At 73.1% G+C, this 12,190-nt stretch carries 11 protein-coding genes; 1 reads left to right on the forward strand and 10 read right to left on the reverse strand.

All coding sequences use genetic code 11. The features are described from left to right. The first annotated feature begins 152 nt into the window (after positions 1 to 152). Positions 153 to 785 carry a hypothetical protein gene (locus tag NLU66_RS13010; protein ID WP_259360084.1) on the forward strand — a complete coding sequence of 211 codons (633 nt, stop codon included), beginning with the start codon at positions 153 to 155 and terminating at the stop codon, positions 783 to 785. A gap of 29 nt (positions 786 to 814) precedes the next feature. On the opposite strand, the gene NLU66_RS13015 is transcribed toward NLU66_RS13010, so the two are convergent. The 10 genes from NLU66_RS13015 to NLU66_RS13060 all read right to left on the reverse strand — a co-directional run bounded on the left by NLU66_RS13015 (position 815) and on the right by NLU66_RS13060 (position 12,135). Then, on the reverse strand, positions 815 to 3,262 hold the full coding sequence (locus NLU66_RS13015) for a RelA/SpoT family protein (RefSeq protein WP_259360085.1): 2,448 nt from the start codon (positions 3,260 to 3,262) through the stop codon (positions 815 to 817). A 144-nt stretch (positions 3,263 to 3,406) separates the two neighbouring features. Further along, positions 3,407 to 3,967, reverse strand: coding sequence for an adenine phosphoribosyltransferase (locus NLU66_RS13020; RefSeq protein ID WP_137770962.1), 561 nt, complete (start codon positions 3,965 to 3,967; stop codon positions 3,407 to 3,409). Continuing rightward, positions 3,964 to 5,214: a protein translocase subunit SecF gene (gene secF / locus NLU66_RS13025; RefSeq protein WP_259360086.1), complete on the reverse strand. Its 1,251-nt coding sequence runs from the start codon at positions 5,212 to 5,214 to the stop codon at positions 3,964 to 3,966. The genes NLU66_RS13020 and secF overlap by 4 nt, the downstream gene beginning before the upstream one ends. Beyond that, on the reverse strand, positions 5,211 to 6,986 hold the full coding sequence (gene secD, locus NLU66_RS13030; protein ID WP_259360087.1) for a protein translocase subunit SecD: 1,776 nt from the start codon (positions 6,984 to 6,986) through the stop codon (positions 5,211 to 5,213). Before secD ends, secF begins: the two co-directional genes overlap by 4 nt. Before the next feature lie 48 nt (positions 6,987 to 7,034). Continuing rightward, on the reverse strand, positions 7,035 to 7,463 hold the full coding sequence (yajC, locus tag NLU66_RS13035; RefSeq protein WP_259360088.1) for a preprotein translocase subunit YajC: 429 nt from the start codon (positions 7,461 to 7,463) through the stop codon (positions 7,035 to 7,037). Between the two features lie 155 nt (positions 7,464 to 7,618). Next, complete coding sequence (gene ruvB, locus NLU66_RS13040; protein ID WP_416232158.1) at positions 7,619 to 8,707, reverse strand: Holliday junction branch migration DNA helicase RuvB; 1,089 nt, start codon at positions 8,705 to 8,707, stop codon at positions 7,619 to 7,621. Next, complete coding sequence (gene ruvA / locus NLU66_RS13045; protein ID WP_259360089.1) at positions 8,704 to 9,324, reverse strand: Holliday junction branch migration protein RuvA; 621 nt, start codon at positions 9,322 to 9,324, stop codon at positions 8,704 to 8,706. Before ruvA ends, ruvB begins: the two co-directional genes overlap by 4 nt. 26 nt (positions 9,325 to 9,350) lie before the next feature. Then, positions 9,351 to 9,941: a crossover junction endodeoxyribonuclease RuvC gene (gene ruvC / locus NLU66_RS13050; protein WP_259360090.1), complete on the reverse strand. Its 591-nt coding sequence runs from the start codon at positions 9,939 to 9,941 to the stop codon at positions 9,351 to 9,353. 7 nt (positions 9,942 to 9,948) lie between these two features. Beyond that, positions 9,949 to 10,707 (reverse strand): YebC/PmpR family DNA-binding transcriptional regulator, encoded by a 759-nt coding sequence (locus tag NLU66_RS13055; RefSeq protein ID WP_137770968.1) that lies wholly within the window; start codon positions 10,705 to 10,707, stop codon positions 9,949 to 9,951. Between the two features lie 87 nt (positions 10,708 to 10,794). Then, a complete protein-coding gene (locus NLU66_RS13060) occupies positions 10,795 to 12,135 on the reverse strand; it encodes a PrsW family intramembrane metalloprotease (RefSeq protein ID WP_259360091.1) in 1,341 nt (446 codons plus the stop codon). Positions 12,136 to 12,190 lie beyond the last annotated feature (55 nt).

Raw genomic sequence — 12,190 nt, forward strand, 5'->3', positions numbered from 1 at the left:
CCCCGCCCGTCCACAAGGACGGGCGGGGCGTTGCCGTGCGGCCTCCGTGCCCCCAGAGTCGGTGCATGCAGAACTCGCCGCCCGCGCCCTCCGGCCCGCCCCCGCCACCGCAGGACGACAGTCTCCCGCCTCCCCGCTCCCCCGGTCCTCGGATGCCGCTCCTGGGTCCCGCCTGCTTCGCCTGGTCCCGCCATGCGGCGGAGCTCGCGGTGCCCGTCTCCCGCGCCCTCGAGCGCTGGGAGGACACCCCCACCACCGCGCGGATGGTCGCCGACGGCTACCTCGTGAGGCTGCTGCCGGGTATCTACGTCCCGCCGGACGTCGTCGGCACCGCCGTGGGTCGTGCGCTCGCCGTGGGCAGTGCGCTCGGGACGTCGCTGCGGCCCCATCACGTGCTCGCCGGGGTCACGGCCGCCTGGGTCGTGCTCGGCGGGACGGCGCCCGTCCAGGTCGAGCTCATCTCGACCGCGCACCGGGGTCCGATCGCCGGGACGATCCAGCGCGGGGCCCGCGTCGCCATGGACGAGGTGGAGACCGTCGGCGGGGCGCCGCTCACGATCCCCGACCGCACCGCGATGGATCTGCTGCGCTTCTCCCCCGATGCCGAGCGGCTCGCTGCCGTGTCCCGCCTGATCGCCGCGGGACACGCCTCACCCGAGGGGATCCGCCGTCGGCTCGAGGCGATCACCCACCATCCCGGGTCGCGCTCCGCGCAGGAGGCCATGGACCGCGCGTGCGCACTGGTCCCGGCGCACGACGCAGGCCGGGGCACGCGCGCCGCGTGAGGGTGCCTCCGCACCGGCCGGCCGGGGTCTCAGCCGCGGGTGAGCGGTTCCCCCGCGCCCACGGGCTTGCCGTCCGCGGTGACGCGGTAGACGTCGTAGACGCCCTCCACACGGCGCACCTGCGCGAGCACCGCCTGCAGATGGCTCGGCTCGGCGAGCTCGAAGGAGAAGAAGGTCGCCGCGAGCCGGTCCGCATTCGACTGCGCCGAGGCGGACTGCAGGTTCACCTGCTGCTCCGAGATCACGAGCGCGAGATCGGTGAGCAGCCGCGGCCGGTCCAGCGCCTCGACCTTGATGTGCACCAGGTAGGCGGTGCTGTGACGGCCGGACCAGCTGACCTCCACCATCCGATCGCCCTGCTGCTGCGTCAGCTGGATCGCGTTCGCGCACTCGCGGTGATGCACGGAGACGCCGTTCCCGCGGGTCACGAAGCCCACGATCGGGTCACCCGGCACCGGGGCGCAGCATTTCGCGAGCTTCACCCAGAGGTCCGCATGGCCCTCGACGATGACCCCCTGGTCCGTCTCCGAGGTGTGCCGCTCCGTGCGGGTGCTCGGCTTGGGCCGCACCCAGGTCGGGATCGTCGCCTCCGCGACGTCCTCCTCCGCACCGTCGGAGCCGCCGAAGGTCGCCCGGAGCTTGTCCACGACGTTCTGCGCCCCGGTGTGCCCCTCGCCGATCGACGTGTAGAGCGCGTCGACGCTCTGCAGGTTGAGGTCCCCGGCGACGGCGGCGAGCGTCTCGTGGGTGAGCAGGCGCCGCATCGGCAGGTCCTGCCGGCGCAGCGCCTTGGCGAGCTCCTCCCGACCGCGCTCGAGCGCCTCCTCGCGCCGCTCCTTCGTGAACCACTGGCGGATCTTCGAACGGGCGCGGGGCGAGGTGACGAAACCGAGCCAGTCGCGGCTGGGCCCCGCCTCGGAGGACTTCGAGGTGAACACCTCGACCACGTCGCCCGTGCTCAGCGTCGAGTCCAGGGAGACGAGCCGCCCGTTCACGCGGGCCCCGATCGTCCGGTGCCCCACCTCGGTGTGCACCGCGTACGCGAAGTCCACGGGCGTGGACCCCTGCGGGAGCGCGAGCACGTCCCCCTTCGGGGTGAAGACGTACACCTCCTGGGAGGCGATCTCGAAGCGCAGGGAGTCGAGGAACTCGCCGGAGTCGGTGGTCTCCTTCTGCCAGTCCATGAGCTGTCGCAGCCAGGCGCTCTCGCTCGCGACGGGCTTCGCGGCCGCCGCGGCGCCGCCCGCCATCGCCTTGTACTTCCAGTGCGCCGCGACGCCGTACTCGGCGCGGCGGTGCATCTCCCAGGTCCGGATCTGGATCTCCACCGGCTTCCCGGTGGGCCCGATGACCGTGGTGTGCAGCGACTGGTAGAGGTTGAACTTCGGCAGCGCGATGTAGTCCTTGAAACGGCCGGGCACCGGTGACCAGCGCGCGTGCAGCGTGCCGAGCACTGCGTAGCAGTCCCGCACCGAGTCCACGAGCACGCGCACGCCCACCAGGTCGTAGATGTCCGCGAAGTCCCGGCCCCGCACGATCATCTTCTGGTAGATCGAGTAGTAGTGCTTCGGGCGGCCCGTCACCTCCGCCTTGATGCGCGCCTTGCGCAGGTCCTCGTGGATCTGCGTGGACACGGTGCGCAGGTACTGCTCGCGGGCGGGGGCGTGCTGCGCAACGAGCGCCACGATCTCCTCGTACACCTTGGGATAGAGCACCTGGAAGGAGCGGTCCTCGAGCTCCCACTTGATGGTGTTCAGGCCCAGCCGGTGCGCGAGCGGCGCATAGATCTCGAGCGTCTCCTTGGCCTTGCGCTCCGCGGAGGCGGCCGGGACGTACTTCCAGGTGCGGGCGTTGTGGAGGCGGTCCGCGAGCTTGATGAGGAGCACGCGCACGTCGCGGCTCATCGCCACGATCATCTTGCGCACGGTCTCCGCCTGCGCGGCCTCGCCGTAGGTCACCTTGTCGAGCTTGGTGACGCCGTCCACGAGCACCGCGATGACGTCGCCGAAGTCGGAGCGCAGCCGGTCCAGGGAGTAGTCGGTGTCCTCCACCGTGTCGTGCAGCAGCGCCGCGGCGACGACCTCGGAGGGCGAGCCGAGCTCCGCGAGGATCGTCGCGACGGAGACCGGATGCGTGATGTACGGGTCGCCGCTCTTGCGCATCTGACCGCGGTGGGCGGCCTCGGCGACGGTGAAGGCGCGCTGGACGAGCGCGGTGTCCTCCTTGGGACTCACGGAGGCCATCGTGTCGAGCAGGGGCGCGAGCAGCGGATCGACGCTCGGACCGCCGCGACCGCCGAAGAACGACAGCCGGGAGCGGGAGCGCCGCGGGACGGAGGAGGTGCTCCGCCCGGACGGCGACGGGCTCGACGGGGAGGAGGCCGCGCTCGTCCCCGGCCCTCCCGAGCGGGTCGCGCTGGCGCCGCCGTCGACCTCGGGGGGCACGGACGTCCCGTCCTGCGGTGATCTGTCCTGCATCGCGCTCCTCCTGACCGTGGCCTGTCAGTCTACGCGCGGGTCATCGTGCCGATGACCGTCGTCCGCCCCGGTCGCCGGGCCGGCCCGCCGCGGGTGCCCGGCCGGGCCTTCCAGGGGCACTCGGCCAGGGCCGACCGGGAGCGGTCAGTCGGGGATCGACCAGACGGTCGTGACGGGGACGTCGGCAGGCAGCTTCTCGCGACCGCCGAGGCCCTCGAGCTCGATCAGGAAGGACGCCCCCACGAGCTCGACGCCGAAGCTCCGGGTGAGCTCGATCGTGGCCGCCGCCGTGCCGCCGGTGGCGAGCAGGTCGTCGACCACCAGCGTGCGGGCGCCGGCCGGGAGCGACCCCTCGGGGATCTGCACCTCGGCGCTGCCGTACTCGAGGTCGTAGCGGAGGCTCGCCGGGGAACCGGGGAGCTTGCCGGCCTTGCGCACAGGGATGAAGCCCGCGCCCAGCTCGAAGGCGAGGGGGGCGCCGAGCACGAAGCCTCGCGCCTCGGTGCCCACGACGTACTCCACGCCCTCCGGGATCATCGCCCGCCAGTGCGCGATGATCTCGCGGAAGGCGCCGGCGTCCCGCAGGAGCGGGGTGATGTCGCGGAACAGGACCCCCGGCGCCGGGAAGTCGGGGTACTCGTCGATGCGGGTCGCGAGGATCTCCGCGAGCCGCGCGGATCCGGGGGCGTCCTGGTGGGTGCTCATCGCTGTCCTCGTCGGGAGTGGGATCGGCCGCTGCGGGTGCTGCGGCGGGGCTGCACCCGGCGGGCGGGGGCGGCGCTCGGGGACGACCCGTCGTCCTCGGAGACCGACGTGACGTCGCCCTGCGAGGCAGGGTCCTCGGCCGTGAGCTCCTCGACAGCGCCCTCGCCGTCGGCGGGCTCGTCGTCGAGGGCCTCGTCGGTCCCCTCCTCGCGGACGGGGCCGGTCCCGGCCCCGTCGGCCGTCGCCCGCTGCTCGGCGGCGCGGCGCTCGGCGAGCGTCGTGCGGCGCGCCGGGGCGACGGGCTCGCGCGGCGAGCGGGAGGTGAGCCGGTGGAGGTCCACGAGCAGCCCCGGGGCGAGGAAGACGGAGGAGTAGGTGCCCACGAGGATGCCCACGAACAGGGCGAGCGAGATGTCCTTGAGGGTGCCGGCGCCCAGCACGAAGGCGCCGATCACGAGGATCGAGCCGACGGGCAGCAGCGCGACGACGGACGTGTTCAGCGAGCGCACGAGGGTCTGGTTCGCGGCGAGCTCCACCCGGTCGGCGTAGTCGGGCCCGTTGAGCACCCGCATCCCCGCGGTGTTCTCGCGCACCTTGTCGAAGACGACGATCGTGTCGTAGAGCGAGTAGCCGAGGATCGTCAGGAAGCCGATCACCGTGCTCGGCGTGATCTCGAAGCCCACCACCCCGTACACGGCCGCGGTGAGCAGCATGTCGTGGATCAGGGCGATCATCGCGGCGCCGGAGGCCCGCAGGTCCCGGAAGTACAGGGCCATGCCGATCGCGACGAGGACCAGGAACACGAGGATGCCGCGGAGCATCTTCTGCGTGATGTCCTGGCTCCAGACCGGGCCGATGTACGAGGTCGAGACCGCGGAGGACTCCACGTCGTAGCCCGCGGCGAGGTCGGCGGCGAGAGAGGAGGTCTGCGACGAGTCCAGCTGCTCGGTCTGCACGCGCACCGTGCTCCCGCCGAGCACCGTCACCTTCGGCTCGGAGTCCGGCACGTGCTCGCGCACGATGTCGCGGGCGGCGGTCTGGGAGGTGTCCTGGACCCCCGAGATCTGGAACTCGGAGCCGCCGGTGAACTCGATCCCGAGGTTGGGGCCGCGCAGCACGGCGAGTGTGCCGAGCAGGAGCACCGCGGCGACGCTGATCAGGTACCACAGGCGTCGGCGCCGGACGATGGGCACGGAGCGGCTGCCGTCGTGGAGGGAGTTGCCCAGCTGGGCCAGGGTCGCGCTCATCGCTCGTCCTCCTGCTCGGTCGCGCCGGACTCCTCGGCGGACTCGCGGGCGAGCCGCGCCTTCCGCTCGGCGATGGTCTCGCGACGCCCCTCGGCGTCCCGGAGGCGGCCGCGGCCCGCGTAGGCGGGCACGGAGCGTCCCAGCACCGCGGGGTCCAGCCCGCTCATCGGGTGCCCCTTGCCGAAGAAGCGCGTGCGGGCGAGGGCCTGCAGCATCGGATGGGTGAAGAGGAAGACGACCACGAGGTCCAGCACGGTCGTCACACCCAGCACGAAGGCGAAGCCGCGCACGCCGCCCGTGGAGAGCACGTACAGCACCACGGCCGCCACGAGGTTGACGGCGTCGGAGGCGAGGATGGTGCGCCGGGCTCGGTCCCAGCCGTGGTCGACGGCCGCGACGATGCCGCGGCCCTCGCGGATCTCGTCACGGACGCGCTCGAAGTAGACGATGAACGAGTCCGCGGTGAAGGCGATCGCGACGATCAGGCCGGCGACGCCCGCGAGGGAGAGGCGGTACCCGATCTCCGGGAGGTTCGAGAGCACGGTGAGCACCGCGTACGTCAGCACCGCCATGATCGCGAGGCTCGAGGTGGTGACGATGGCGAGCACGCGGTACTGCAGGAAGGCGTAGAGCACCACGAGAGCGAGACCGATCAGGCCGGCGATGAGGCCCATCGTCAGCTGGTCGGCGCCGAGCGTCGCGGAGATCTGCTGCTCCGAGGCGACGTCGAGCTGGATCGGGAGCGCGCCGAACTTCAGCTGGTCGGCGAGCTGGGACGCCTGGTCCTGGGTGAAGTTGCCCGAGATCGAGGCCTCGCCGCCCGGGGACGGCTCCTCGACCGTGGGCGCGGAGATCACGAGGCCGTCGAGCACGATCGCGAAGGCGCTCGTCGCGCCCTGGCCGTTGTACAGCGCGGAGGTCATGTCCGCGAAGTCCTGGCCGACGGCGTCCGTGAAGCGCATGTTCACGAGGTAGTAGCCGGTCGCCTGGCCGGTCGAGCTGGTCTCGGCGCCGACGCTCGCGTCCTCGACCGCCGAGCCGGGGACGACCTCGGGGCCCAGCAGGTACTTCGCGGAGCCGTCGGGCGCGCACGCCACGATCGGCTCGTCGGACTTCGCCTGGGCGATCCGCTCCTGCTGCGCGGAGGGATCGGTGCAGTCGACGGCGCCGAGCTCGGCCTGGACGTCCGCATCGAGCTGGTCGAGGGACCAGGCGTCGGGCTCACCGGAATCGGTGCCGGCCTGGTCCGCGAGGGTCTGGTCCGAGGAGAGCGCCCCGGTGAACTGCCCCTGCGCGGGATCGGCGGGCGCGCTCGAGGTCTCGCCCGTGCCGCTGTCGCCTCCGGCGTCGGAGGCACCGCCGCCGTCGGAGGGCAGGGCGCTGCCGTCCCCCTCGGGGGCGACCGCGCCGAGCACCGGCCGGAAGGACATCGCGGCCGTCTGCCGCAGGGCGTCGGACGTCGCCTGGTCCAGCGTGCCCGGCACGTCGATGACGATGTTCGTGCCGCCCTGCACGGAGATCTCGGTCTCCGCGACGCCCATGGCGTTCACGCGCTGGCTGATGATCTGCCGCGCCTGCTCCATGGCGTCGCGGTCGATCGTCGAGCCGTCGGTGGTCTGGGCCTGCAGGATGATCTGCGTGCCGCCCTCGAGGTCGAGGGCGAGCTTGGGGGCGGCGTTCCAGCCGCCCCACTGCACCCCGGCGCCGATCCCGCCGCCGAGCAGCAGGATCAGCACCGCGAGCGCCGTGAGGGCTATGCGACGAACGGGCATGGAGCGGGGTTCCTCGGTGTGCGGCGGGAGCCGGGGCGCAGGGGCGCCTCAGGCGTCGCGACGGCCGTCGGTGGTGGTGTCGGTGTCCCGGGCGGTGACGCCGGGGACGGTGCCCTCCTCGACGTGCTCGACGGGCGCATCGGAGGCGGTGTCCGCGTCGGTCGCGGTCCCCTCGACGACGGCGCCGTCCTCGGTGACGGAGTCCTCGGCGGCGTCCTCGGTCGGCGCGACGGCGCCGGCGATCGCCTGGCGGGCCCACTTGGTCTGGGCGCCGTTCTCGGACTCGAGGATCACGACGTCGTCGAACTCCTCGACGATCAGACCGTAGAAGCCGGAGTGGGTGCGGACCTCATCGCCGACGCCGAGCTGGGCGACCTTCGCCTGCTGCTCGCGCTGGGCCTTGCGCTGACGGCTGGACATGAACATCAGCGGCACGAGCATGACGGCGAAGATGAGCAGGAGGGGCAGGAGATCCACGAAGTTCCTCTCGACGGACCGGGCAGCCCGCGCACGTGACGCGGCTCCACCGGCCGCGGACGGCTGACCGGACCACTGTACCCGCCGCTCCCTCCGAGTCCGGTGGGAGTCCCGCCGGCAGGTCCCCCGCTCCCGTGCCGCGAGGCGGGCGCGGCTCAGAACCTGCCGAGCATGGGGGCGGCGCCGGAGCCGCCCTGCGGCGCCTCGAGCCCGAGGTGCTCCCAGGCGGCCGTCGCCGCGGCCCGCCCCCGCGGGGTCCGCACGAGGAACCCCTCCCGCACGAGGTACGGCTCGACCATGGTCTCCACGGTCTCCGTCTCCTCGCCCACCGCGACAGCGAGGGTGGACAGCCCCACCGGTCCCCCGGCGAAGCGCTGGCACAGGGCGCTGAGCACCGCGCGGTCCAGGCGGTCCAGGCCCCGCTCGTCCACCTCGTACATGGCGAGCGCGGCGCGGGCGGCCCCCAGGTCCAGGTCCCCCGTGCCGCGCACCTGCGCCCAGTCGCGCACCCGGCGCAGGAGCCGGTTCGCGATGCGGGGCGTGCCGCGGGAGCGGGAGGCGATCTCCGCGGCGGCGCCGCCCTCGATGTCCACGCCGAGCTCGCCCGCGCTGCGGAGCACCACGCGGTGCAGCTCCTCGGCGCGGTAGTAGTCCAGGTGCCCGACGACGCCGAAGCGGTCCCGCAGCGGTGCCGGCAGCAGCCCCGCGCGGGTCGTCGCCCCGACCACCGTGAACGGCGGCAGCTCGAGCGGGATCGAGGTCGCCCCGACGCCCTTGCCGACCATCACGTCGACACGGAAGTCCTCCATCGCGATGTAGAGCATCTCCTCGGCGGGGCGTGCGAGGCGGTGGATCTCGTCGATGAACAGCACCTCACCCTCCTCGAGGGAGGAGAGGATCGCGGCGAGGTCCCCCGCGTGCTGGACGGCCGGCCCCGAGGTGATCCGCAGCGGGGCGCCGAGCTCCGCGGCGATGATCATCGCGAGGGTGGTCTTGCCGAGGCCGGGAGGGCCCGAGAGGAGCATGTGCTCCGGGGCGCGACCGCGCGCCTGTGCCGCGTCCAGGACGAGCGAGAGCTGCTCCCGCACGACCTCCTGCCCCACGAAGTCCGCGAGCCGGCGCGGCCGGAGGGCCGCCTCGGCCGCCCGCTCGAGGGCGCCGGAGGTCGCGCTCGTGAGCGCGACGCCGTCCTCCTCGGGGACGTCGGCGGTCGCGTCGATCCCGTCCGCTCCCTCCACCGTCACCGGGCACCGCCGAGTGACTGGAGAGCGGTGCGCAGCAGGGACGCGGGCTCGATCTCCGTCTCCTCACCGGCCTCGGCACGCAGGCGCTCCACGGCCCCGGCGGCGGACCTCTCCGGCCACCCCAGCCCCACGAGCGCCTCGACGACCTGGGCGTCCACGGCGGCGGACGCGGCGGGGGCCGGTGCACCGACGGGTGCGCCGCCCTCGGGCTCCGCGGGGAGGGCGAGCTTGCCGCCGAGCTCGAGGATCATGCGGCTGGCGACCTTGGGGCCGATGCCCGGGGTGCGGGTGATGCTCTTGACGTCCTGCTCCGCGACGGCGCGGGCGAGGTCCTCCGGGGAGAGCACGGCGAGCACCGACAGCGCGAGACGGGGGCCGATGCCGCTCACGGACTGCACGACGCGGAAGGCGTCGGCGTCCTGCGCGGACGGGAAGCCGAAGAGCGTCATCGAGTCTTCGCGGACCACGAGCTCGGTGTGCAGCGTGAGCTCGGCGCCGTGGCGGGTCTGCGCGAGGGCGGCGGGGGTGGTGCGGACGAGGTAGCCCACACCGTGGACGTCGAGCACGAGGGATTCCAGGCCGATCGAGGCCACGGTCCCGGTCAGGGTTGCGATCACGCGACCACCTTAGAACAGCTGTTCGATCAGAAGCGGGAGGTCGAGGTGTCCCGGGCGCGCCGCGCGGCTCGCTCCGCCTCCGCCCACACGGCCTGGGCGCTCGTGCGCGCCCCGCCGCTCGCGTCGCGGCGCACCGGTCCCGGCCCGCGCCACAGCTGGGTGAGCGCGATCGCGACGGCGTCCGCGGCGTCCGCCGGCTGCGGCGCGGCGTCCAGCCGCAGCAGCTTCACGAGCATGGCCTGGATCTGCTTCTTGTCCGCCCGCCCGCTGCCGGTGACGGCGGCCTTCACCTCGGAGGGCGTGTGCAGGGCGATGCGGATGCCGCGCTGGGCGGCGAGCACGATCGCGACCCCCGTGACCTGCGCGGTGCTCATCACCGTCGGGGTGTTCGCCTGGGCGAAGACCCGCTCGATGGCGACGACGTCCGGGGCGTGCTCCTCGATCTTGGCCTCGAGCCCGCGGGAGATCGCGAGCAGGCGCACGTCGATCGTGTCCTCCGGGGAGGTGCGCACGACCCCCACGTCCACGAGGGAGGCGCTGCGGCCGGAGCCCGCGTCGATCACTCCGTAGCCGCAGCGCGTGAGCCCGGGGTCCACGCCGAGGACGCGCAGGCTCATCTCGCGATCAGTCCTCCGCGTCGAGCTGCGCGGCGACGTCCTCGGGGATGTCGACGTTGGAGTAGACGTTCTGGACGTCGTCGCTGTCCTCGAGCGCGTCGATGAGGCGGAACACCTTCTGCGCCCCCTCGAGGTCCACGGGGGTGCGGAGGTTCGGCACGAACTGCGCCTCGGCGCTGTCGTAGTCGACGCCGGCCTCCTGGAGCGCCGTGCGCACCGCGACCACGTCGCTCGCCTCCGAGAGGATCTCGAAGGTCTCGCCCTCGTCGGTGATCTCCTCGGCGCCCGCGTCCAGGACGATCTCGAGCAGGGAGTCCTCCGTGTTGCCCTCCTTGGGCACCGTGACGACGCCCTTGCGGTTGAACATGTAGGACACCGAGCCGGAGTCCGCCATGTTGCCGCCGTTGCGGGTGAAGGCGAGGCGCACCTCGGAGACCGCACGGTTCTTGTTGTCCGTGAGGCACTCGACGAGCAGGGCGACGCCGCCGGGGGCGTAGCCCTCGTACATGAGCGTCTGGTAGTCGACGCCGCCGCCGTCGAGCCCGCCGCCGCGCTTGACGGCGCGGTCGATGTTGTCGTTGGGGACGGAGGACTTCTTCGCCTTCTGGACGGCGTCGAAGAGCGTGGGGTTGCCGGCCAGGTCGGGACCGCCCACACGCGCGGCGACCTCGATGTTCTTGATCAGCTTGGCGAAGAGCTTGCCGCGCTTCGCATCGATGGCAGCCTTCTTGTGCTTCGTGGTCGCCCACTTGGAGTGCCCGGACATCGGTCCCCTCTCGAAGGAATCAGCGAGTTCCCGCGCACGGTGAGCCGAGCGCGTGCGGACCCGCGGGAGGTGCGGACCGCCGCACCATCATACGGGCACGGCAGCGGAGGTCCCCGCGCCGCGCACCACCGGCCGCTCGAGGGCGGAGACCTGGCGGCGGTCCACGGTGATCCGCTCGAGCAGCTCGCGCTCGCGCCGGCGCGTGCGCTCGGTGGGCCGGCCCTGGAGCACACCGTGGCGCTCCATGCCCAGCTCGACGGAGGCGAGGATGAGGTCGTGCATCGCCATCCGGGCGACGGCGCCGTGGCGCGCGGCCCAGCGCTCGGCGCGGGCACGGCCCCGCATGGAGATGAGCACCTCGACCTCCGCCGGGGAGAACCAGCCGGCGCGGCCGTACTCGGAGAGCTGGCGGCGCAGGATCCGCTTCTCCCGCAGCCGCAGGAAGAGCACGATCGCGACGAGCAGCAGGAAGATCGGGACCTGGACGGTCAGGTAGTAGCGCAGGAAGCCGGCGAGCGGGTGCTCGGGATCCGGCTCGAGGAAGAAGCTCGAGCCGTTCCAGAGCGCGTGCAGGGACATGCCCAGGGAGAGGCCGCCCAGGCCGAGCCCGAAGTACAGCATGAGCGAGCGGCGCTCGGCCGCGATGCCGAGCCCCAGCCCGCACAGCGCCGTGAAGGAGGCGTGGGCGAAGGGGGAGAGCAGTCCGCGCAGGAGGAAGGTCTGCCAGAAGACGTCGACGGTCCCGGCGGCCTGCGCCTCGTGGAAGGAGCGGCCGAAGTAGAGGATGTTCTCGGTGAAGGCGAAGCCCGCGGCGATCAGCACGGCGTAGACGACGCCGTCGATCGGGCCGCCCAGGAAGCGCCGCCCCCAGATCAGGAGCGCCGCGAGGCCCAGCGCCTTCATCGACTCCTCGACGAGCGGGGCCTGCACGGCGGCGCCGAGGAAGCTCTCGGTCGCGGATCCCGCCTCCGCCTCCGGCAGGGCCAGCTCCGTGAAGACGCCGCCGATGACGAAGGTCAGCGCCACCGAGCCCGCGGCGCCCCAGACGAAGGCGTACACGAGCGTGATCCGTGGCTGCGGCGTGTACCGGTCCACCCACCACACGGCGGTGAGCACGATCGTGACGGGCACGAGCGCCGAGGTGAAGGCGACCAGGGAGGTCCCGAGCCCCAGCGGGCGGATGACGAAGAACCAGACGGCCGCCCCGGTGGCGGCGAGCCCCAGGAGGGAGAGGATCCAGTAGAGGCGCTGCACCCAGGCGCGGCGCGGTCGGCGCTCCTGGCCGCGGGGCTCGGCGAGGCGGCCCGGCCCCTGGGGGTCGACCCGCTGGACGTCGTACCCGTACCCGTCCGACGGCCCCGCCGTCGCGGGGCCGGGCCCGACGGGGCCCGGCTGCGGTCCGCGCGGCGGCGCAGGGATCGTGCTCATCGCTCCGGTCTCCTCCCGCCGCGGTGGTGCGGCGCGCCTCCCCCGGCGCGCCCGT

This window comes from Brachybacterium sp. NBEC-018 (assembly GCF_024860185.1).
GTDB lineage: Bacteria > Actinomycetota > Actinomycetes > Actinomycetales > Dermabacteraceae > Brachybacterium > Brachybacterium rhamnosum.

What these genes read in the sequence shown, in the direction of transcription:
- NLU66_RS13010 (WP_259360084.1), top strand. Translation starts at nt 153, where the DNA reads ATGCCGCTCCTGGGTCCCGCCTGCTTCGCCTGGTCCCGCCATGCGGCG.
- NLU66_RS13015 (WP_259360085.1), bottom strand. Translation starts at nt 3,262, where the DNA reads ATGCAGGACAGATCACCGCAGGACGGGACGTCCGTGCCCCCCGAGGTC.
- NLU66_RS13020 (WP_137770962.1), bottom strand. Translation starts at nt 3,967, where the DNA reads ATGAGCACCCACCAGGACGCCCCCGGATCCGCGCGGCTCGCGGAGATC.
- secF (WP_259360086.1), bottom strand. Translation starts at nt 5,214, where the DNA reads ATGAGCGCGACCCTGGCCCAGCTGGGCAACTCCCTCCACGACGGCAGC.
- secD (WP_259360087.1), bottom strand. Translation starts at nt 6,986, where the DNA reads ATGCCCGTTCGTCGCATAGCCCTCACGGCGCTCGCGGTGCTGATCCTG.
- ruvC (WP_259360090.1), bottom strand. Translation starts at nt 9,941, where the DNA reads ATGAGCCTGCGCGTCCTCGGCGTGGACCCCGGGCTCACGCGCTGCGGC.
- NLU66_RS13055 (WP_137770968.1), bottom strand. Translation starts at nt 10,707, where the DNA reads ATGTCCGGGCACTCCAAGTGGGCGACCACGAAGCACAAGAAGGCTGCC.
- NLU66_RS13060 (WP_259360091.1), bottom strand. Translation starts at nt 12,135, where the DNA reads ATGAGCACGATCCCTGCGCCGCCGCGCGGACCGCAGCCGGGCCCCGTC.